This window comes from Jiangella rhizosphaerae (assembly GCF_003579925.1).
Taxonomy (GTDB): Bacteria; Actinomycetota; Actinomycetes; order Jiangellales; family Jiangellaceae; genus Jiangella; species Jiangella rhizosphaerae.
Window position 1 is genome coordinate 1 of record NZ_QUAL01000043.1, and the last position, 19,020, is coordinate 19,020.

Below are 19,020 nucleotides of genomic sequence, written 5' to 3' on the forward strand. Positions count from 1 at the left end.
CGGCCGCGTCCGCGCCGCCCGGTGTGGCGACGGCGACGGCGCCGCCTTCACGGGCGGGTGCGCGGCGGCCGTCGCGGCTGTCGCGCCCGCCGTCGAGCAGGCTGAGCGCCCGCACCGCCGACCGGGCGATGACGTGATTGCCGGTGACGGCCAGCGTCGACGTGGCCGGCAGCTGCTCGGCCGGCACGCCCTGCGCGGTGAGCTTGGTGGTCAGGTACGCGGCGAGGTCGTCGGCGGTGACCCACGGGCCCAGCCCGTCCTTCACCCGGCCGGTGCGCAGGCCCTCGACGATCTGGCCGGTGAACCGCGACGTGCCCAGCTGCGGGACCGGCTCGGCCATGACGGCGGCGGGCTGCGGCGCCGGCGACGCGGAGATGACGTAGACGCCGGCCGGTTCGAGCATGACCTGCCGCCGCTGGACGGCGAACCGGTCGGTCTCCTGGCCGGGCAGGCAGGTATCGAGCAGCACGACCTTGCTCGCGGCCCGGCACTCCTGCAGCTGGTCGCGGAGGAAGTCGGCCGGGACGGCGGTGCGCTCGAGGTCGGCGGGGTCGGTGTCGGCGGCGGCGAGGTACAGCCGTCCGTCGGCGCCGGAGACCTGCGCGTAGCCGGTGAGGTAGACCAGGATGGTGTCGGCCAGCGCGCGCTCGTCGAGGAAGACCTCGACCGCCCGCATGATCTCGCCGCGGCTGCCGTCGGCGACCACCTGGCACGTGTCGACCATGCCCACGTCGGCACGCTCCAGGACCTGCCGCAGCTGCCTCAGCCCGGCCGCCGCGGTCGGCAGCAGCGGGTAGCCGGCGTGGTCGTGGACGGCCGTGCCGATGAGCAGTGCGGCGCGGTCGCCGGCGGGCAGCCGGCGGCGGTCGGGGACGGCCGGAACGGCGGCGGGCTCCGTGGCCGACGGGAACCGCAGCGACGCCTCCGGAGTACGCCGCGGCGGCGCCGGAAGGGTCACCGTGGCCGGACGGACAGCCACGAATCGGTTGCGCACAGGCTCGGTCCGCACATGCATCGACGGCTCGTTCATCAGGCTCCCTCGCGTCTGGCCTGCCCGCGGCAAACACCCCGTTCACCTGCGGTTCTCTCGCAGACTAGGTACGCATCGCGACGTATGTCGGATCTTGGAGCAATATGGTCCGAACACCCGATGGAGTACTCGGACGAGAGGATCGTGGTGATCTAGAAAACAATCACGTATAAGCCCGCCGGCTCATTCGATCATGGGAATTCCGGGTTGTCATACCGAACTCGGTGCGCCCGTTCGCACAAAGACGAGAGCGGCCGCCAGGTCGGCTTCGTGGTCGCCGGCGGAGTCGACCACGAGCCGCGGATCAGTCCAGGCCTCGAACCCTGCGCGGCGCCGTTCGACGTCGGCCCAGGTGGGTTCCGGGAAGCCGTCGAGGCCGCGGCGGCGACCGGCCAGCCGTCGGCGGTGCAGCGCCGCGTCGGAGCAGACCACCTCGACGAACCGCAGCGCCACACCGTGCGCGGCGGCCAGGCGGCGCCACTGCCCGCGGGCCGGTTCGACGTCGTTGACGGCGTCGACGATCACCGTCTGCCCGAGCGCGAGCACGCCCGCGGCGACCTCCTCGGCGACAACGTACGCGGCCAGGCCGGTGGGCTGGTCGCGGCCGACGCCGGCCCGCCACATCGCCGCCTCGATCGGGTCGACGGAGACGACCGGAGCACCGAGCGCCACGCCGAGAGCCGTCGCGAGGTGGCTCTTGCCGGCACCCGGCAGACCGCCCATCGCGACCAGGACGGGCGCCGTCATCGCGCGAGCCAGTCCAGTGTGACGGCGGCGGTCCAGGACTGGTGCAGGCTGCCCAGCGGCTCGCCGGTGAACGGCTCGTAGTACTCGCCGAAGTCGCCGGCGGCGAGCTGCCGCAGCGACGCGTCGCGCAGCCGGCGGGCGCCGTCGTCGTCGCCCTGGCGCTCGAACGCCCAGCTGAACAGCCACGACACGATCGGCCAGACCGGGCCGCGCCAGTAGGTCCGCGGGCGCATGCCCGGGTCGGACGGCGACACCGACGGCGGCAGCGGGTGGGCCAGCGCGGGGTGGCCGCACCAGCGCTCGCCCCAGAACAGCTCGCGCTGCCGGGCGACGACGGCGCCGTCTTGGGCGCCGCAGAACAGCGGGGCGAAGCCGGCGATCGTCTCGGTCTCGATCCAGCGCCCGGAGCGGCGGTCGAGGTCGCGGGCCAGGCCCGTCGCCGGCGAGACCGTCGAGAGCACGCCGGCGCGGAACCGGCCGGCCAGCTCGCGCAGCTCGGCCGCGTCCTCGACGCGTCCCAGCTCGTCGCCCAGCCCGGCCAGCTCGTCGCTGGCGACGGCGAGGATCGCGGACATGAACACGTCGGCCACCCGGAAGGCCACGACCTCGCGGGCGGCGTCGTCGTCGTAGCGGACGCGGCGCAGCTGCTCGACGATCCAGAGGTAGCGGCCGTATTCGGCGTCGGTGGGCCGTTCGCGCACGTCGCCGACGTGGTCGACGTCGGTGCGGACGAAACCGGGCAGGTCCGCACCGGGGACGACCGCGGCGTACGGCTCGTCCCAGCGCGGCGAGTTGTCCATGCCGCTCTCCCAGCCGTGGTGGATCTCCACCAGGCCGCGGCGGTCGGGATCGCGCGCCGTCGCCAGCCAGCGGTGCCAGGCCAGCCAGGAGCCGAAGGTCTCGCGGACGAACGCCTCGGCCTGGTCGCGGACCTCGCCGCCGGCGGCCCGCCCGGCGTCGAGGATGCGGCGCACCGCGATGGCGTGCACCGGCGGCTGGCAGATGCCCGACGTGCGGACGGCGGCGGGCGCGGCCGCCGCCGACTCCGTCCCCCACCGCTCCGGGCCGGGGAAGTAGCCGTCGCCCGCGGAGAAGACGATGTGCGGGATCATCCCCGTCGACCACTGGGCCCGCAGGAGGGTGCGCAGCTCGGTGATGGCGCGCGGGACGGACAGCCGGGCCAGCCCGACGGCGATGAGCCCGGAGTCCCAGCTCCACATGTGCGGGTAGAGCCGCGGCGCCGCCGCCGTCATCGAGCCGAGGTCGTTGCCGCGCAGGACGTCGGCCGCGCGGTCGCCGAGCCCCACATCGCTGACAGGGACCCGCACCGCGCCTCCTTCGATGTCGCCGGACCGTCGTCCCAGCGACCAGGCTTCGGTATCGTCCTGCTTTTGTCAACTCGCTGTACGTAAGGGGACACCGTGACGGCGCTGCGCACCACCGGCCGGCCCTCGGCGACGGCCGGCGGATCGCCCGGCCGGCTGCTGCAGCTGATCCGGTCCCGCGACGACTGGACCCGCCAGCAGCTGCTGACCGAGACCGGGCTGTCGCGGATGACGCTGTTCGAGCGGCTCGACGCGCTGTTCCGGGCCGGGCTGGTGTACGAGGCGGGCTCCGCCGGCCCGACCGGCGGCCGCCCGGCCGCGCTGATCCGCTTCGCCGACCAGGGCCGCGTCGTGCTCGTCCTCGACCTCGACCACCACACCGGCCGGATCGCCGTCACCGACCTGACCGGGCGGAGCCTGCGGGAGCACGAGCTGCCCCTGGACATCGCCGGCCCGCCGGACGCCGTGCTGGCGACGGTGTGCGATGTCGGGGCGGAACTGTTGGCCACCGGGGTGGGCGAGACGCTGGTCGGCGTGGGGGTGGCGGTGCCCGGGCCGGTCTCGCCGGTGACCGGGCTCCTGCGCCCGGCCACCGTCATGCCCGGCTGGGACGGCTTCCCGGTCGCGGCGGTCCTCGGGGCGCGGTGGCCCGTCCCCGTGCTGCTGGAGAACGACGCCCGCGCGCACGCGCTCGGCGAGGCGGCCGAGCGACCGGGCGCCACGCCGCTGCTCGCGGTGAAGTACGCGCACGGGATCGGCGCCGGCCTGGTGCTCGACGGCGCGCTGCTGTCCGGGTTCGACGGCGCGGCCGGCGACATCGGGCACATCCGGATGGGCACGGCGGGCGGCGACGCGGACGCGCCGGTGTGCCGGTGCGGGCGGACGGGTTGCCTGGCCGCGTACGCGTCGGGCTACGCGCTGCTGCGCCGCCGCGGCGTGACGCCGTCGTCGTCGGACGACCTGGCGGCGCGGCTGGCCGGCTCCGCCGACCTGCGGGACGGGGCGCGGTTACTGGGCCGGACGCTGGCCGGACTGGTCGCGCTGGTGAACCCGCAGACGATCGTCCTGGGCGGGGCGCTCGGCCGGCTGCCGTCAGTGGTCGACGAAGTGACCGCCGCCGTGCGGGCCGACGCGCTGGATCGGCTCACCGGCGACCTGGAGATCGTCCCGAGCACCGCCCACCACCCGGCCGCCGTCGGTATGGCCACCCTGGTCACGGGCCACGTCTACGCACCAGCCGCCGTCGACGCCCTGGTGGCCGGTTGAGGTTGCCTGATGTACGTCGGGTTGGGCTCCCCGTCCCCCTGCCGCCCATTCTCTTCGCCGCGCAACCGCGCCTCAAGCGGACCTATTAGGGCGCTTCGCGCCGACGAGGATCCGCTTGACCCGCGGCTGCGCGGCCAAGAACGGGCAGCTATCAGGGGGACGGGGAGGATGTGGGCACGCCTCGGCGTTGGCGTGCCCGTTTCGCGTGCTTTGTCGGGCAGCGGCGCGCGATGATCATCGGCGATCGCCTACATCACGAGGATTACGTGAGCTTCACCACGACTGTAGGGGTGTTGAAGCTGGGGTAATCCTCGTGATGGCTCACGAATCACGGCGAAATCTCACCACTTGGACGCTCAACGACACCAAACTCACACCGAAACGGGGCCGACGCCCCAGACGACCGTCGCCGCTCTTTCCCCGTCCCCCTGATAGCTGCCCGTTCTGAGCCGCGGGCGCGCGGGTCAAGTCCAAGGCCCCCACCCACAACGAGCAGTGAACAGTCAGAGGCCGCGGACTTGAGGCGCGCGCCCGCGGCCAAGACAATCGGGCAGCAGGGGGACGGGGTCAACGCAACAGGAGAACGGCCAACGCGTCAGGGGACGAGGGGACGGCGGCGCCGGGTCTGGCGGGCGGCCCAGTGGTCGATGACCGGCCGGGTCCACAGCGGCACCCGCTGGCTCAGCGTCACGACGGGCGGCGGCATCTGGTGGCGGGCGTGGTAGGCGTTGACCGTGCTGCGGGTGACGCCGAGCAGGCGGGCGATCGCCGACGCCGTCATGAGGGCCGCCGGGTCGAGCTCGGGCGCCCAGAGGCCCACGACGACCGTCGACCGAGCCAGAACCTCGTCCACCGGCACGTCCACGGTCGGCGCCGCGGGGTCCAGCGTCCCGAGCGGGATGCACCAGCGTAGCTCCGGGCGCGCGTCGGGACCGTCGAGCCAGTCGCGGTCGAGCAGGACGAACTCACCGTCGTCGCGGGTGACGCGAGGAACGCCGGCGTAGCGGCGGCCGAACGTCACGTCCTCCGCCCCCGGGACCGGCCGCCGGGAGGCCGTGTAGACCCACGTTCCGCCGGTGCGCAGGTAGTTGCCGCCGCCGGCGACCAGCTCGGCATCGGGCCAGGTCAGAGGGCGCAGCGCGGCCTCCAACTCGGCTCCGGCGTCGAGCATGTGTGCCTCCTGCCACTACAGCCATTGGTTGTATATCGGGCAAAGCCCGCTTACAGTAGCCGCCGATGACCGCACACAGGAAGGGCCCCGAGTGAGGAGACGATCTCTGGGGCCGCTCGTGGCCGCAGCTGTCACCGCCGGGTGTCTCACCTGGGGAATGACGTCCTCGACAGCAGCGCCCGATCTTCGTGCCGCATCCACCGTGCCCTCGGTCGAGCAGGCTCAGGCCGACCTCGAGGCCGCGCAGGCGGCGTTCACCGAGGCGCAGCAGGCCGAGCGGGCCGCTCAGCAGCGCGCCGAGCAGGCCAGCCAGGCCGCCGCCGACGCCCGGCTGGCGTCGGAGCAGGCGGCCGCCCGCGCCGAGCGAGCACGTGGCGAGAGCACCGACGCCGCCGCTGCGGCCGAGGACGCCCGCGAGACGCTGGGCCGGCTGGCCGCGCACGCGTACATGAACAACTCCGAGCTCACCAGCCTCATGCAGCTCGGCATCGCCGACCCCGACGAGTTCCAGGCCCGGTCGACCGGCGTCTCGGAGCTCATGCGGGTCCAGGACAGCGTCCTCGCGCAGGCGGCGGAGTCGCGGGCCAACGCCACCGACGCCGCCAGCCGGGCCGAGGGCCACGCTGCCGCCGCGGCGGAGTCCGCGGCCGCCGCCACTGAGCTGGCCGAGCAGGCCACCGCCGCTCTGGAGGAGGCGTCGGCCGCAACCGCCGAGGCGAGTGAGCAGCTGCAGAAGATGCGCGAGGTGCACGCCGCCGCGGAGCGCGCCGCTCAGGAGCGCGAAGAGGCCGAGAACCAGCCCGACCGCGGCGACCGCGACGAGGGCTCCACCGACGCGCCACCGCCGCCCAGCGGCGACGGCGTCTTCCAGCGTCCGTCGAGCGGCCGCGTCACGTCGCCGTACGGCATGCGGGTGCACCCGGTGACCGGCGTGTACAAGCTGCACAGCGGCACCGACTTCGGCGCGTCGTGCGGCTCACCCGTCTACGCGGCCTACCCCGGCACCGTCGAGTCGACCGGCTACGAGGGCGCCTACGGCAACCGCATCGAGATCTCGCACGGCGAGATCGACGGCATGGACGTCACGACGACGTACAGCCACCTGTCGGCGTTCAGCTCCAGCTCCGGCCAGACCGTGGCGGCCGGCGACCTCATCGGCCGGGTCGGCACCACCGGGTCGTCGACCGGCTGCCACCTGCACTTCGAGGTGCTGGTGAACGGCGACTTCACCGACCCGATGGCCTGGCTGCAGTAGTCGGCGCCCGCTAGCCGAGCTGGCGCAGAGCGTCCTGGATGCCTCGGTGGATGGTCGGGTAGGCGTAGATCATGTGCCGCAGCTGCTCGACCGGGACCCGGCCGTGCACCGCGACCGCCAGCGCCCCGAGCACCTCGCCGCCGGTCGGCCCGGCCGACGTGGCGCCCACCAGGACGCCCTCGCCGGCGTCGGCGACCAGTTTGATGAAACCGTCGTTGCCGGCCTTGTGGATCCAGCCGCGTGCCGTCGACGGCACCTGCGTGCTGCCGGTGCGGACGTCGAGCCCCTGGTCGCGCGCCTGCGCCTCGGTGAGGCCAACGGCACCGATCTCGGGGTCGGTGAACGTCACCCGCGGCAGCGCGCGGTAGTCGGCCGGCGGGCCGTCCTGGCCGAGGATGTCGCGGATGACGATGTCGCCCTGGTACATCGCCATGTGTGTGAACGCGCCGTGACCCACGACGTCGCCGACCGCCCAGAGCTTGTCGCCGGCCCGTAGGCGGTCGTCGACCTCGACGAACTTCGCCGACGGGTCGAGGCCAACGGTGTCGACGCCGATGGCGGCGAGGTCGCAGTGGCGGCCGACGGCCACCAGCAGCCGCTCGGCGCCCACCTCGGACCCGTCGTCGAGCGCGACGGTGAACCGCTCGCCGTCGTGACGCACCGAGCGCGCACCGGACCCGGCCCGCACGTCGACGCCGTCGGCCGCGAACACGCGCGCCACCAGCTCGCCCGACTCGGGCTCCTCGGCGGGCAGCAGCCGGTCGGCCATCTCGACGACGGTCACCCTGACGCCGAAGCGGGCGAACGACTGGGCCAGCTCCAGCCCGACCGGGCCACCGCCGAGCACGACGAGCGACTCGGGCAGCTCCTTGACCTGGACGGCGTCGCGGTTGGTCCAGTACGGCGTGCCCTCGAGGCCGTCGATGGGCGGGACGAACGGCGCCGACCCGGTGCCGATGACGACCGCCCGGCCGGCCTCGTACACCGTCCCGTCGACCTCGACCCGGCCCGGACCGGCCAGGCGGCCCCAGCCGCGGACGAACCGGCCGCCCTTGCCGGTGAAGCGGTCGACGGCGACCTGGTCGTTCCAATCGTCGGTGGCCTCGTCGCGGATGCGGGCCGCGACCGGCGACCAGTCGGGCGCGACCTCGGCGTGCCCGGCCATGCCGTCGACCCGGCGGGCCTCGGCCAGCAGTCCGGCCGCCCGCACCATCATCTTGGTGGGAACGCAGGCGTAGTAGGGACACTCGCCGCCCACGAGCCGGCCCTCGATGCCGACCACGTTCAGGCCGTTCTCGGCCAGCGTCCCGGCGACGTGCTCGCCACCGACGCCGAGCCCCAGCACGACCACGTCGACCCGCTCGCTCATCGCACCTCCAGTCGTTGCCGCCGAGCCTATGTCGATTCCGGCGCACCTCGTTCGTCAACGGTGATAGACAGCCACCGAGAGGGAAGGACGAGGCGTCATGAAGTACATGCTCATGCTGTTCGAGCCGGACACCGACTGGGACACGGTGCCGGAGACGGCGCGTACGGCGGCACTGGACGAGCACGCGGCGTTCATCGCCTACCTCGACAGCCGCGGCATCGACCATTCCGGCGCGGCGCTGCGGCCGTCGACCACCGCCACCACCCTGCGGCCGGCCGGCCCCGACCAGGACATGCTGGTGACGGACGGCCCGTACATCGAGCTCAAGGAGAACCTGGCCGGCTTCTACATCGTGGAGGCGGCCGATCTCGACGACGCCGTCGAGATCGCCCGGCACTGCCCCACCGGCACGGGCACGGAGATCCGGCCGCTGTGGGACGCGACGAGCTGACCGACGCGGTCGCCGACGCGCACCGCCGCGGCTGGGCACGGGTGCTGGCCACGGTGGTGCGCGTCACCCGCGACCTCGACGCCGCGGAGGACGCCGTCCAGGAGGCGTTCGCGGCGGCCGTCGAGCTCTGGCCGCGTCAGGGCGTGCCGGCCGACACGACCGCCTGGCTGACCACCGTCGCCCGCAACCGCGCCCTGGACGCGCTGCGGCGGGAGCGGACGCTGGCGCGCAAGCTGCCGCTGCTCATCGTGCCCGGCGACGACGCACCGGCGGAGGCCGACCCGATCGAGGACGAGCGGCTGCGGCTGGTCTTCACCTGCTGCCACCCGGCGCTGTCGCTGCCGGCCCGGGTCGCGCTGACGCTGCGGATGGTCTGTGGCCTGCCGACGCCTGACGTCGCCCGCCTGTTCCTGGTGTCGCAGCCGACGATGGCGGCCCGGCTGACCCGGGCGAAGAAGAAGATCCAGGCCGCCGGAATCCCGTACCGGGTGCCGGCGGCGCACGAGCTGCCCGACCGCCTGCCGGCCGCCCTGGCGGTGGTGTCGCTACTGCTCACCGAGGGCCACACGGCGTCGCGCGGCGAGTCACTGGGCCGGCCGGAGCTGGTCCGGACGGCGACGGAGCTGGCCGAGGTGCTGGCCGAGCTGATGCCGGACGAGGCCGAGGTGCTGGGCCTGCTGGCGACGGTGCGGCTGGCGGCGGCCCGGAGCACGGCCCGGCTGGCCGGCGACGGCCTGGTCGTGCTGTCGGCCCAGGACCGTTCCCGCTGGGACCGCGCACTGATTGAGGACGGGTGCGCGCTGGCCGCGCGGGCGATGCGGCGGTCGGCGCCGGGACGGGCCGGGCCGTACGCACTGCACGCGGCGATCGCGGCGGTGCACTCGGAGGCACCGACGTACGAGGAGACCGACTGGGCGCAGATCGTCGCGCTCTACGACCTGCTCCTGGCCGCGGCTCCGTCACCGGTGACGGAGCTGGCCCGGGCGGCCGCACGGTCGCACGTCACGGGCCCGGCGGCGGCGCTGGAGGAGGTGACGGCGCTGGCGGCGGACCCGCGGCTGGCCGGGTACCACGGGGTGCCGGCGGTCCGGGCCGACCTGCTGCGGCGGCTGGGCCGGAACGCGGAAGCGGCGGCCTCCTACGAGGAGGCCGCCGCGTCGACCGCCAACGAGGTGGAGCGGTCGTTCCTGCTGGCCCAGGCGGCCGAGCTGAGCGGCGGGGGATGCCCGCAGGGGTAGGCTCGGGCGTCCGAGCGAGGCGGGCGGGGGATGCCATCCCCCGCTGCCCAGCTCGCAGCCGAGCCGGCCGCCGAGTGACGCCGGCTGGGTGGCGGAGCTTGTCGGTGCCCGCCCGTAGGGTGGGGCCCCACCCGGGCCGGGCGGAGTCTGCCCGACGCCGGCTGGGAGGCGGGGTCTGCCCGACGCCGGCTGGGAGGCGGGGTCTGCCCGACGCGGCTGCGGCACACGCCGGTGGGCGCGCGCTTCACACGGGCGAGGCGTCCGAGCAGCCCGACGGCCGCGTCGGCGCTGCTCAGCTCGTGCGGTAGCGCCGGCGGAACTTCTCCACCTGGCCCGCGGAGTCCAGGATCCGCGTCCTGCCCGTGTAGAACGGGTGGCTCGCGGACGAGATCTCGACGTCGACGACCGGATAGGTGTTCCCGTCCTCCCACACGACGGTCTGCTCGGTGCGGGCGGTCGAGCGGGTCAGGAACGCCATGCCGGCGTCGGCGTCGCGGTAGACCACCGGCCGGTAGTCGGGGTGGATGTGCTGCTTCACGACTGCCTCCTTCTGATTGTCGTTCTCAACAACGCGCTCGGCCGACCGGACATTCCCGCCCCGGGCCACCGGCCGGTATCCTCGACGACGTGCCGACCTACGAGTTCCGCTGCCGCGCCTGCGGCTCGACCTTCGACGTCGTCCGCCCCATGGCCGACGCAGGCGCCGCGGCACCGTGCCCGGCGGGGCACGACGACACCGTCAAGCTGCTCACCACCGTCGGACTGGCCGGGCGTGCCGGCGCCGCGCCAGCGGGCGGCGGCGGAGGCTGCTGCGGCGGCTCCTGCGGCTGCGGCTGAGCCGGCCGCGCCGGACCTTTCTTCGCTGTTCATCCAGGATCGACCACCGCATCAGGTGGTCGGTCCTGGATGAACACTCCAGACATCGCGACCTCCTGGCTGCCTTGCGCGTTCCGCAAGACCCCTTCCCGCCTGCCGCCTCGCATGCTTGACTGAGATCGATTCTCAGGCTCGGTAGTACGCGAGGTGCACCATGACGGGTTCCCGCACGCGCCGGAACGGCGCACAATGGGTCCAGGCTGACGACGGCGTCGCCCCTCGGCTGAACTCGCGGCCGGCCGGCGCCGCGTCGAGGGGGGCCGATCAGTGAACACCGACGCCATCGTCATCAACTGGGCCGACGAGGCCGAGTGGCTGTGTGCCGCCGTGGCCGACGACGCCGACTGGTACGCGTCCGTGGCCCGCGAACTGGCCCGGCCGGGCGACCGGCTCGCCGTCGACGTCGGCTGCGGCGGCGCCGGCATGGCCGTCGCGCTCGGCGCCGTGTTGCCGCCGGCCGCGTTCGTCGTCGGGGTCGACGGCGACGGCAACGTGCTCGACGCCGCACGCCGGCGGATCGTCGAGACCGGCGTCGACGACGGCCACATCCGGCTGCTGCACGCCGACCTCGACACCGACCTCGCCGTCCTGCCGCTGGTGGCCGGGAGCGCGGACATCATCTGGGCGTCGTCGTCGATCCACCACCTCGCCGACCAGCAGGCGGCCATCGACGCGCTGGCGGCGCTGCTGGCGCCCGGCGGCCGGCTGGCGCTCGCCGAGGGCGGCCTGCCCGCGCGGCATCTGCCGTGGGACGTCGGCGTCGGCGAACCGGGACTGGAGGTGCGCCTGGCCGCCGCCGAGGACCGCTGGTACGCCCGCATGCGGGCGAGCGTCCCGGGCAGCGTCCCCATGTCGTACGGCTGGCCCACCGCACTGCGCCGCGCCGGCCTCGCCGACGTCACCACCAAGACGTTCACGCTGGAGCGGCCGGTGCCGTTGTGCGAGGCCGACCTGCGCTCGGTGCTGCTCAGCCTGCGCCACCGCGTCGACCGCGCCTACGCCGACGGCGAGCTGCGGCAGGCCGACAAGGCGGCCTGGGACCGCCTGCTCGACCCGGACGACGCCGCCTGGCTCGGCCGCCGCGACGACGTGTACTCGCTCAGCGCCCGCAGCGTCCACATCGGGCATCGCGCCGCCGTCTAGCTGCCGCGCATCGCCGACGGCGAACGGCGGAATTGAGCGTGGTCGACTCAAGTTATACGTGTCAGACCTGGTGATCCCAGGTACTCGACCACGAAGGAGAGTCGCCATGAGCACCACACTCGTACCGTTCGCCGACGTCGACCGGCTGTTCCGCACCTTCTGGGACGCGCCCGTCACCGCCGGCTCCGTCAAGGGCTTCGCACCCGCCGCCGACGTCGCTCGTGAGGGCGACGACCTGGTGGCCCGTTTCGACCTCCCGGGCCTGGACCCGGAGAACGACGTCACCGTCGAGGTCGAGGGGCGCCGGCTGGTCGTGCGCGGCGAGCGCAAGGACGTCCGCGACGAGAACGGCAACGGCCGCCGGGTCCGCGAGGTCCGATACGGCAGCTTCCGCCGCACGGTCACGCTGCCGGTCGCGGCCGACCCGAGCGCCGTGAGCGCCGCCTACGACGCCGGTGTCCTGACCGTGACGGTGTCCGGCGTGTACGCGGGCACCTCGCCCACCCGTATCGAGGTACAGCGCGCCGCCTGACGCACAGCGGCGAACACACGGCAACGGCCGGGGCGGTCCACACGGACCGTCCCGGCCGTTCCGCGTCCCCGGGTCCCGGCGGGGCGCGGTGTCAGGGTTCGATGGCGATGACGGAGTCGACGCGGAACGGCGTGCCCTGCTGGCACGTGGTCATGACGTTCTCCTCGACCGCGCCGGTGATCTGCACCTCGCGGCCGGACCCGATGAGCTCTTGGTCGCCGCCCAGCAGCAGGTAGCCGTCGAGCAGCCAGCAGCCGGCCTCGACGCCCGGAACGGGGAAGCCGGTCAGCTGGGTGACGCCCGGCGTCGTGGTGGGTTGCGGCACAGGGGTGTCCGACGGCGTCGGCTGCGGCGTGGTGCCCGGATCGGTGGGCACGCCGGTGGGGTCGCCGGTCGGCGGCTCGGTGTTGTCGGTGGGTTCGTCGCTCGGCGCGGTCGGCTCGCCGGTGGGCGGCGTCGGCGTGCCGCTGGGATCGCCGGTCGCCGTGGACGACGACGTCGGGTCGTCGCCGCCCGTGGTCGGAACGTCGTCGCCGCACCCCGCCAGCAGCAGGACCGCCGTCAGCGCGGCGGCCGCCGTCACCCCGTTCAGCCTCACGATGATCAGACGTCCGGCGCCCGGCGGCGGTTCCGGTCGCATCCCCTAAGGTGAATGACGTGATCTGGACCGTCGCCACCGACTTCGGGCCCATCGTCGTGCGCGAGCAGCTGGAGCCCGACGACGAGCCCGGAATCCTGGAGCTCTTCGCCGCCTGCGACGACTGGTTCGAGGCCACCACCGGTGGGCCGTCGGGCCCCGGTGACGTGCAGAGCCTGTTCTACGTGCTGCCCGACGGACGCAGCTTCGAGGACAAAAGACTGTTCACCGTCCGCGACGGCGACAAGATCGTCGGGCTCATCGACGCCGTGCTCGGCTACCCTCACAGCCGCGCCGTCGCCGTCGGCACGTTCCTCGTCGCGCCGTCGCACCGCGGCCGCGGCCTGGGCAGTGCCGTCGCGAACACCCTGCTGGCCGAGGCCCGGGCGGCCGGCCTCGAAGAGGTCACCGCGTCGGCGCACGACACCTGGCCGGGCGGGCAGGCCTTTCTGCGCACGCTCGGCTTCGCCGTCGGGCCCGTCGTCGAGCCCACGGTCAACAGCGCGCGCTCGCCCGGCGAGCCGCCGGTCCGCCGCGCGACCTTGTCTCTGCACGCCTGACCCGGACCCGCGCGTTCGTCCGAAGACGGGCGTTTCGTACCCTGGGCAGCCATGAACTGGTTGGCGCCCCGGCGGAGACGAATCATCGCTCGACGTGAGCTCGCGACGCTCGCGTCCCTGACCGGCGTGGACCACCGGTCGGAGTGGGCACCGGGGCTGCTCGCCGAGGTCGACCAGCACGCGGCCGCCGTCCGCGACATCCTCATCCACAGCCACCACGGGCTGGGCCCGGTGGAGCTGGCCGACTACGCCCGCGGGGTCGAGGACGTCGCCCGCGACCGCGGCTGGCAGCCCGGCACCAACGACTGGGTCTCCCTGCGCCTGGCCGGGGTGTGCCTGCTGGCCATGACCGACGGGGTCATGGCCAGCATCGCCGACGGCGACGCCGCGCTCTCCTGAGCGGCGGCGCCGGCCGTCGCCTGCCGTCCTACGGGTAGTCCCGCGGCGGCGCACCCGGGAACCGGCCGGAGGTGTCCGGCTCCATGCCGGTGTGCCGGCCCGTGCCGGTCGGCGGCGCACTCGTCGTCGTCGGCGTCCCGCTCGGCGGCATCTCCGACGGCGGCACACCCGCCGGCGTCTCGTGCGCACGCAGCGCATCCTCACGACCACGCTGGTAAGCCTCGGTGCGGGTCCGCGCCTCCGGGATCTCCCGCTCCGCACGGCTCAGCCAGCGTTCCCAGCGCTGCTCCATCGGCCGCAGCATGCCGCCGCCGACCCCGACGATGATCACGCCGGCGACGGTGGCCAGCACCGCGATCAGCACCGGAGTGGTCACCGTCGTGGCGACTCCGATCTGGTTCAGCGCGGCGATCACACCGAGGGCGATGATGAAGACCTGCACGATCTTCGCGACCAGCCGGCCGTAGCTCAGCGAGCTCAGCGCGCTGCCGACGAGGTCGCCCAGGGCACTCGCCACCGCCGTCGCGACCACGACGATCACCACCGCGACGATCGCCTGCGGCAGCCAGGCCACGATGTCGGAGAGCAGATCGCTCACCGGGTTGGGCCCGAAGACGCCGAAGGCCATCTGCAGTGCGAGCAGCAGCACGGCGTAGTAGACCAGTGTCGCGATCAGGCCGCTGGCGTCGTACTTCGACTGCGCCAGAGCCCGCCGGACACCGCCGCGCTCCACGGCGCGGTCGAAACCCACCCGCTCGAGGACCACGTCGACCAGCTTGCGCAGCGCCTTCGCCACGAGCCACCCGATGAAGAGGATCACCAGGAACGCGGCGAACCTCGGCAGGAACGTGATCACGGCGTCGAGCGCGTTGTTCCACGATTCCGTGATGTCCATCCGGTTCACATCCTTCCGGGGCCCGGCCGGCCAACCGCCCATCGGCGGCCGGCCCATGCCCTACCGGCTCCCCACCTGCGTACCCGTCGGACGCGATACCACGCGCCCCTGATACCAGCCGTCGTGGACGGAACCAGAAGCAACCAAGGGTTGCGCATTGCCGGGCGCGGACCTACAGTCATATGCAATCAATGGTTGCGAGAGAACGGGACAGCGCGATGGAGTACGGGAGCATCGAGCGCGAGATCCACATCGAGGCCGCGCCCGAGATCGTCTACGAGGTCATCAGCACCCCCGAGCACCTGCGGGAGTGGTGGCCCGACGACGCCGACCTCGTCCCGGTGCCCGGCGCCACCGGGACGGTGACGTTCGGCGACCCGTCCGCGCCGGACGCGAAGGTCCAACCGCTCACCGTCGTCGAGGCCGACCCGCCGCGGCGGTTCGCCTTCCGGTGGGTCTACGACGAGGGCGTGGCCGCCGCGCCGGGCAACTCGCTGCTGGTGACGTTCGACCTCGCCCCGTCCGGCGGGGGCACGTTGCTGCGCTTCACCGAGTCGGGATACCGCGAGCACGGCTGGGAGGCGGCCGTCCTCGAGGAGCTGTACCGCGACCACGTCGCCGGCTGGGACCACTTCCTGCCCCGCCTCGTCGGCTACCTCGACCGGCTGGTGTCGGCGCCATGACGGGCTCGATCGACGACGAGCTCTGGTCGGCGGTCGGCGACCCGACCCGGCGGCGCATCCTCGACCTGCTGCTGGCCGACGGCGGCGGCACGGCGACGACGCTGAGCGAGCGGCTGCCGGTCACCCGGCAAGCGGTCGCCAAGCACCTCGGCGTCCTCGACCGGGTCGGGCTGGTGCACGCCATGCCGTCCGGACGCGAGCGTCGCTACGACGTCGACGAGGCCCAGCTGGCCCGCGCGGTCGCGCAGTTGACGGCGGTCGGCGCCACCTGGGACGCCCGGCTGAACCGCATCAAGCGGATCTCCGAGGCGATCCAGCGCCGCCGGCAGAGCTGATCCCCCACACCCACGAACGCCGTTACGACCGTGGCGGCGCCACCGAACCGCGCCCGCACACCGGGCGCACGACCGAGAAAGAGGCATCGAGATGGCCGACATCCTGCACCGCATCGGCGCGACCGCGTCGCCCGACGCCGTCTACACCGCACTGACCACGATCGACGGACTGTCGGGCTGGTGGACGGAGAAGACGACCCGGGCCGGCGACGACGTGATCCGGTTCCGGTTCGACCTGCCGCAGGGCGAGGACGGCTTCGACATGAAGGTTCTGGAGACCGTGCCGGGCAAGCTCGTGCACTGGGAGGTCGTCGCCGGTCCCGAGGAGTGGATCGGGACCCACGTCCGGTTCGAGCTGAAGCAGCAGGACGACTACACGGTCGTGCTGTTCCGGCACGAGGGCTGGAAGGAACCGGTCGAGTTCATGTACCACTGCAGCACGAAGTGGGCCACGTTCCTGCTGAGCCTCAAGGAGCTGGTCGAGACCGGCACCGGACGGCCGGCCCCGAACGACGTCCGCATCAGCAACTGGCACTGAGGCCGCGGCGCTCAGAGCCGCAATGCTCGCGGCGGCGACGCCAGCAGCTCGGCATCCTCCCAGTCCATGCCCGGGACGTCGACGTAGAGCTCGATCTCGTTGCCGTCCGGGTCGGCGATGTAGAGGCTGTGCGTGACGACGTGGTCGGTCGCGCCGAGCACCGTCGCGCCGGCCTCCTGCAGGGTCCGCAGCGCCGCCCGCAGCTCGTCGTCCGACGTGCCGATCTTCAGCCCGAAGTGGTAGAGCCCGACCCGGCGCCCGGCCGGCAGCGCCGCGGCGTCCGGACCCACCTCGATGAGCAGCAGCTCGTGATGGGTGCGGCCGGACGGCGCGTTGAACATGGCGAACGGCACCGGCAGCGGGCCGGTGCCGTCGCCACCGGCCCTCGGGAGCACCTGCCGCCAGCCGAGCACGTCGCGGTAGAACGCCACCGAGCGCTGGATGTCCCGCACGTACAGCACGATGTGCCCGAGCTCCTTGACCTCCACGGTCACTCCTCCTCGCCGGCCGCCCGTCCGGGCGGAAAGTTGAACTCTCAACCATCATCGTATGCTGTGCGTCGTGAAGTCGACGCGGTGGCTGAGTGACGACGAACAGAAGGTGTGGCGGACCTACCTGCTGGCGAATCAGCTGCTGTGGGCGGCCCTGGACCGGCAGTTGCAACGCGACGCCGGCATGCCGCACGCCTATTACATGATCCTGGCGATGCTCTCCGAGGCGCCGAATCGCGAGCTCACGATGTCGCAGCTGGCCCGCATGGTCGGCTCGTCGCCGAGCCGCCTGTCGCACGCGGTCTCGCGGCTGGAGCAGGCCGGCTGGGTGCGCCGCCGCAAGCACGACACCGACGGCCGCACCACCGTCGCCTCGCTCACCGACGACGGCTTCGCCGTGCTCGCCGCGGCCGCGCCGGGCCACGTCGAGGAGGTCCGCAGCATCCTGTTCGACCCCCTCACCCCTGAGCAGGTCGAGCAGCTCGGCGCGATCGTCGCGGCGATCGTCGCTCCGAACGACGGCCGGGCTCCGCACCTGTGAGATGCTCACACCGGCGGCAGCCGCAGCCGGCCGACGACGCCCCCGAACCACGCCGACTCGACGCGAAAGAGGGCACCGACCATGCGAGACATCGCCGTGTTCAGCGGCAGCGCCCACCCCGAGCTGGCCGCCGAGATCTGCGCCCAGCTGGGCGCCGCCCTCAACCCGGTCCGCATCCAGCGCTTCGCCAACGACTGCCTCGAGGTGCAGCTGCAGGCGAACTGCCGCGAGCACGACGTGTTCCTGATCCAGCCGATCGTCCCGCCGGTCCAGGAGCACCTGGTCGAGCTGTTCCTCATGCTCGACGCCGCCCGGGGCGCCTCGGCCGCCCGGATCACCGTCGTCATGCCGCACTACGCCTACGCGCGGTCGGACAAGAAGGACGCCCCGCGCATCTCCATCGGCGGCCGCCTGATGGCGGACCTGCTGGTCGCCGCCGGCGCGAACCGCGTGCTGGCGATGACGCTGCACTCGCCGCAGGTGCACGGGTTCTTCAGCGTGCCGGTCGACCAGTTGCACGCGCTGCGTGAGCTCGCCGCGCACTTCCAGGGGCGCGACCTGTCCAACACCATCGTCGTCTCACCCGACCTCGGCAACGCCAAGCCGGCGTCGGCGTTCGCGCGCATGCTCGGCGTCCCCGTCGCCGCCGGCGCCAAACAGCGCTTCGCCGACGACAAGGTGACGATCACGGCGATCATCGGCGAGGTGGCCGGCCGGGACATCATCGTCCTCGACGACGAGATCGCGAAGGGCAGCACGCTCATCGAGCTGATGGACCGGCTGCGCGAGCGCGACGCCCGGTCCATCCGCATCGCCTGCACGCACGGGCTGTTCGCCGACGACGCCCTGCGGCGGCTCGGCGACCAGCCCGACGTCGAGGAGATCGTCTGCACCAACACCGTCCCGCTCGCCGACGGCACCGGCCACCCGAAGCTGACGGTGTTGTCGGTCGCGCCGCTGCTGGCCGAGGCGATCCGCCGGATCCACAACGGCGAGTCGGTCAGCGCGCTGTTCCACGACGCGTGAGAGGCAGCTCACCCCCAGCACCGGTCATATGCAGAAGTCGGGCCATGCAAAAGATCACGAACTCTCTCCAGTCGACATCCGCCCTGGACCGAGGGCTCAGGGAGACCTTCGGCCCCCCATCGCCCTCGGTATTTGCATGACCCTCCGGGACCAATCCGGGCATTTCCCGGACGGCGGCCGAATCGGCCATCCATACTCAGTGCTCATGACGAGGAGTCAGTTCGAGACCATGTCGGACTTCACCGACCCGCTCACCGCTGTCACCCGCCGGGGCAGGCTCGTGCTCGCCCAGCGCGAGGGGTTCCTCGAGCTCGACGCCGCCGGTGAGCGGTTCGAGCTGCTCGGCCCGTTCGACAACGCCGCCGAGCTGGGCGACGACGTCGAGATCACCGGCGTCGTGGCGCCGCAGGGCCGCGGGGTCCGTGAGACCCCGGCGATGCTGGTGCGGCACGTCCGCCGGCTCTGACCGTTCCCCCACCCACGACTCGGCGGGCGGCCATGCGGCCGCCCGC

24 protein-coding genes are annotated in these 19,020 nt (G+C 73.2%); 15 read left to right on the forward strand and 9 right to left on the reverse strand.

Annotated features, from left to right (window positions below; translation table 11 throughout):
- From DY240_RS05080 to ggh, 3 genes are all read right to left on the reverse strand, one after another.
- On the reverse strand, positions 1 to 979 hold a 979-nt coding region (locus DY240_RS05080; RefSeq protein ID WP_199700852.1), incomplete at its 3' end, for a caspase family protein.
- A gap of 261 nt (positions 980 to 1,240) precedes the next feature.
- Positions 1,241 to 1,777, reverse strand: coding sequence for an AAA family ATPase (locus tag DY240_RS05085; RefSeq protein ID WP_199700854.1), 537 nt, complete (start codon positions 1,775 to 1,777; stop codon positions 1,241 to 1,243).
- Complete coding sequence (gene ggh / locus DY240_RS05090) at positions 1,774 to 3,105, reverse strand: glucosylglycerate hydrolase (RefSeq protein ID WP_233552614.1); 1,332 nt, start codon at positions 3,103 to 3,105, stop codon at positions 1,774 to 1,776. The genes DY240_RS05085 and ggh overlap by 4 nt, the downstream gene beginning before the upstream one ends.
- A 93-nt stretch (positions 3,106 to 3,198) precedes the next feature.
- On the opposite strand from ggh, the gene DY240_RS05095 reads away from it, so the two are divergent.
- Positions 3,199 to 4,368, forward strand: coding sequence for an ROK family transcriptional regulator (locus tag DY240_RS05095; protein WP_119658874.1), 1,170 nt, complete (start codon positions 3,199 to 3,201; stop codon positions 4,366 to 4,368).
- A 595-nt stretch (positions 4,369 to 4,963) separates the two neighbouring features.
- On the opposite strand, the gene DY240_RS05100 is transcribed toward DY240_RS05095, so the two are convergent.
- On the reverse strand, positions 4,964 to 5,539 hold the full coding sequence (locus tag DY240_RS05100) for a helix-turn-helix transcriptional regulator (protein ID WP_119658875.1): 576 nt from the start codon (positions 5,537 to 5,539) through the stop codon (positions 4,964 to 4,966).
- 202 nt (positions 5,540 to 5,741) lie between these two features.
- Between DY240_RS05100 and DY240_RS05105 the strand changes: the two genes are divergently transcribed.
- On the forward strand, positions 5,742 to 6,794 hold the full coding sequence (locus tag DY240_RS05105; protein WP_119658876.1) for a M23 family metallopeptidase: 1,053 nt from the start codon (positions 5,742 to 5,744) through the stop codon (positions 6,792 to 6,794).
- 10 nt (positions 6,795 to 6,804) lie between these two features.
- Here the strand turns inward: DY240_RS05105 and DY240_RS05110 are convergent, their stop codons facing one another.
- Positions 6,805 to 8,163: a dihydrolipoyl dehydrogenase family protein gene (locus tag DY240_RS05110; protein WP_119658877.1), complete on the reverse strand. Its 1,359-nt coding sequence runs from the start codon at positions 8,161 to 8,163 to the stop codon at positions 6,805 to 6,807.
- Between the two features lie 97 nt (positions 8,164 to 8,260).
- Between DY240_RS05110 and DY240_RS05115 the strand changes: the two genes are divergently transcribed.
- A complete protein-coding gene (locus DY240_RS05115) occupies positions 8,261 to 8,614 on the forward strand; it encodes a YciI family protein (protein WP_119658878.1) in 354 nt (117 codons plus the stop codon).
- Positions 8,596 to 9,852: an RNA polymerase sigma factor gene (locus tag DY240_RS05120; RefSeq protein ID WP_233552615.1), complete on the forward strand. Its 1,257-nt coding sequence runs from the start codon at positions 8,596 to 8,598 to the stop codon at positions 9,850 to 9,852. The genes DY240_RS05115 and DY240_RS05120 overlap by 19 nt, the downstream gene beginning before the upstream one ends.
- Before the next feature lie 292 nt (positions 9,853 to 10,144).
- Here DY240_RS05120 and DY240_RS05125 read toward each other — a convergent pair whose 3' ends face one another.
- On the reverse strand, positions 10,145 to 10,390 hold the full coding sequence (locus tag DY240_RS05125; RefSeq protein ID WP_119658879.1) for a type B 50S ribosomal protein L31: 246 nt from the start codon (positions 10,388 to 10,390) through the stop codon (positions 10,145 to 10,147).
- An 89-nt stretch (positions 10,391 to 10,479) separates the two neighbouring features.
- On the opposite strand from DY240_RS05125, the gene DY240_RS05130 reads away from it, so the two are divergent.
- The 3 genes from DY240_RS05130 to DY240_RS05140 all read left to right on the forward strand — a co-directional run bounded on the left by DY240_RS05130 (position 10,480) and on the right by DY240_RS05140 (position 12,403).
- Positions 10,480 to 10,689: an FmdB family zinc ribbon protein gene (locus DY240_RS05130; RefSeq protein ID WP_119658880.1), complete on the forward strand. Its 210-nt coding sequence runs from the start codon at positions 10,480 to 10,482 to the stop codon at positions 10,687 to 10,689.
- A 306-nt stretch (positions 10,690 to 10,995) separates the two neighbouring features.
- Complete coding sequence (locus tag DY240_RS05135; RefSeq protein WP_119658881.1) at positions 10,996 to 11,871, forward strand: class I SAM-dependent methyltransferase; 876 nt, start codon at positions 10,996 to 10,998, stop codon at positions 11,869 to 11,871.
- A 106-nt stretch (positions 11,872 to 11,977) separates the two neighbouring features.
- Positions 11,978 to 12,403, forward strand: a complete 426-nt coding sequence (locus tag DY240_RS05140; protein WP_119658882.1) for an Hsp20/alpha crystallin family protein — start codon at positions 11,978 to 11,980, stop codon at positions 12,401 to 12,403.
- Positions 12,404 to 12,494: 91 nt separating this feature from the next.
- Here the strand turns inward: DY240_RS05140 and DY240_RS05145 are convergent, their stop codons facing one another.
- On the reverse strand, positions 12,495 to 13,001 hold the full coding sequence (locus tag DY240_RS05145) for a hypothetical protein (RefSeq protein ID WP_147375201.1): 507 nt from the start codon (positions 12,999 to 13,001) through the stop codon (positions 12,495 to 12,497).
- 59 nt (positions 13,002 to 13,060) lie between these two features.
- Here DY240_RS05145 and DY240_RS05150 point away from each other — a divergent pair, with 59 nt between their 5' ends.
- Both DY240_RS05150 and DY240_RS05155 read left to right on the forward strand, forming a co-directional pair.
- Positions 13,061 to 13,600 carry a GNAT family N-acetyltransferase gene (locus DY240_RS05150; protein ID WP_158602742.1) on the forward strand — a complete coding sequence of 180 codons (540 nt, stop codon included), beginning with the start codon at positions 13,061 to 13,063 and terminating at the stop codon, positions 13,598 to 13,600.
- Between the two features lie 126 nt (positions 13,601 to 13,726).
- Positions 13,727 to 13,999 carry a DUF6401 family natural product biosynthesis protein gene (locus DY240_RS05155; protein ID WP_199700855.1) on the forward strand — a complete coding sequence of 91 codons (273 nt, stop codon included), beginning with the start codon at positions 13,727 to 13,729 and terminating at the stop codon, positions 13,997 to 13,999.
- A 28-nt stretch (positions 14,000 to 14,027) separates the two neighbouring features.
- Here DY240_RS05155 and DY240_RS05160 read toward each other — a convergent pair whose 3' ends face one another.
- On the reverse strand, positions 14,028 to 14,894 hold the full coding sequence (locus DY240_RS05160; RefSeq protein ID WP_119658886.1) for a mechanosensitive ion channel family protein: 867 nt from the start codon (positions 14,892 to 14,894) through the stop codon (positions 14,028 to 14,030).
- A 218-nt stretch (positions 14,895 to 15,112) separates the two neighbouring features.
- Here DY240_RS05160 and DY240_RS05165 point away from each other — a divergent pair, with 218 nt between their 5' ends.
- The 3 genes from DY240_RS05165 (at position 15,113) to DY240_RS05175 (ending at position 16,450) form a co-directional block, all read left to right on the forward strand.
- Positions 15,113 to 15,577, forward strand: coding sequence for an SRPBCC family protein (locus DY240_RS05165; protein WP_119658887.1), 465 nt, complete (start codon positions 15,113 to 15,115; stop codon positions 15,575 to 15,577).
- Positions 15,574 to 15,912: an ArsR/SmtB family transcription factor gene (locus tag DY240_RS05170; protein WP_119658888.1), complete on the forward strand. Its 339-nt coding sequence runs from the start codon at positions 15,574 to 15,576 to the stop codon at positions 15,910 to 15,912. Before DY240_RS05165 ends, DY240_RS05170 begins: the two co-directional genes overlap by 4 nt.
- Positions 15,913 to 16,003: 91 nt before the next feature.
- Entirely contained in the window at positions 16,004 to 16,450 is a 447-nt protein-coding gene (locus DY240_RS05175) for an SRPBCC family protein (protein ID WP_119658889.1), read from the forward strand.
- A gap of 11 nt (positions 16,451 to 16,461) precedes the next feature.
- On the opposite strand, the gene DY240_RS05180 is transcribed toward DY240_RS05175, so the two are convergent.
- The gene (locus DY240_RS05180) at positions 16,462 to 16,938 is read right to left on the reverse strand and encodes a VOC family protein (RefSeq protein WP_119658904.1); all 477 of its coding nucleotides are present in this window, start codon (positions 16,936 to 16,938) and stop codon (positions 16,462 to 16,464) included.
- A 73-nt stretch (positions 16,939 to 17,011) separates the two neighbouring features.
- Between DY240_RS05180 and DY240_RS05185 the strand changes: the two genes are divergently transcribed.
- The 3 genes from DY240_RS05185 to DY240_RS33180 all read left to right on the forward strand — a co-directional run bounded on the left by DY240_RS05185 (position 17,012) and on the right by DY240_RS33180 (position 18,974).
- Positions 17,012 to 17,482: a MarR family winged helix-turn-helix transcriptional regulator gene (locus tag DY240_RS05185; protein WP_199700856.1), complete on the forward strand. Its 471-nt coding sequence runs from the start codon at positions 17,012 to 17,014 to the stop codon at positions 17,480 to 17,482.
- Between the two features lie 81 nt (positions 17,483 to 17,563).
- Positions 17,564 to 18,508 (forward strand): ribose-phosphate diphosphokinase, encoded by a 945-nt coding sequence (locus DY240_RS05190; RefSeq protein ID WP_119658891.1) that lies wholly within the window; start codon positions 17,564 to 17,566, stop codon positions 18,506 to 18,508.
- Between the two features lie 205 nt (positions 18,509 to 18,713).
- Positions 18,714 to 18,974 (forward strand): hypothetical protein, encoded by a 261-nt coding sequence (locus tag DY240_RS33180; RefSeq protein ID WP_233552616.1) that lies wholly within the window; start codon positions 18,714 to 18,716, stop codon positions 18,972 to 18,974.
- Positions 18,975 to 19,020 lie beyond the last annotated feature (46 nt).

What these genes read in the sequence shown, in the direction of transcription:
- DY240_RS05085 (WP_199700854.1), bottom strand. Translation starts at nt 1,777, where the DNA reads ATGACGGCGCCCGTCCTGGTCGCGATGGGCGGTCTGCCGGGTGCCGGC.
- DY240_RS05100 (WP_119658875.1), bottom strand. Translation starts at nt 5,539, where the DNA reads ATGCTCGACGCCGGAGCCGAGTTGGAGGCCGCGCTGCGCCCTCTGACC.
- DY240_RS05110 (WP_119658877.1), bottom strand. Translation starts at nt 8,163, where the DNA reads ATGAGCGAGCGGGTCGACGTGGTCGTGCTGGGGCTCGGCGTCGGTGGC.
- DY240_RS05115 (WP_119658878.1), top strand. Translation starts at nt 8,261, where the DNA reads ATGAAGTACATGCTCATGCTGTTCGAGCCGGACACCGACTGGGACACG.
- DY240_RS05140 (WP_119658882.1), top strand. Translation starts at nt 11,978, where the DNA reads ATGAGCACCACACTCGTACCGTTCGCCGACGTCGACCGGCTGTTCCGC.
- DY240_RS05160 (WP_119658886.1), bottom strand. Translation starts at nt 14,894, where the DNA reads ATGGACATCACGGAATCGTGGAACAACGCGCTCGACGCCGTGATCACG.
- DY240_RS05165 (WP_119658887.1), top strand. Translation starts at nt 15,113, where the DNA reads ATGGAGTACGGGAGCATCGAGCGCGAGATCCACATCGAGGCCGCGCCC.
- DY240_RS05170 (WP_119658888.1), top strand. Translation starts at nt 15,574, where the DNA reads ATGACGGGCTCGATCGACGACGAGCTCTGGTCGGCGGTCGGCGACCCG.
- DY240_RS05175 (WP_119658889.1), top strand. Translation starts at nt 16,004, where the DNA reads ATGGCCGACATCCTGCACCGCATCGGCGCGACCGCGTCGCCCGACGCC.
- DY240_RS05190 (WP_119658891.1), top strand. Translation starts at nt 17,564, where the DNA reads ATGCGAGACATCGCCGTGTTCAGCGGCAGCGCCCACCCCGAGCTGGCC.
- DY240_RS33180 (WP_233552616.1), top strand. Translation starts at nt 18,714, where the DNA reads ATGACGAGGAGTCAGTTCGAGACCATGTCGGACTTCACCGACCCGCTC.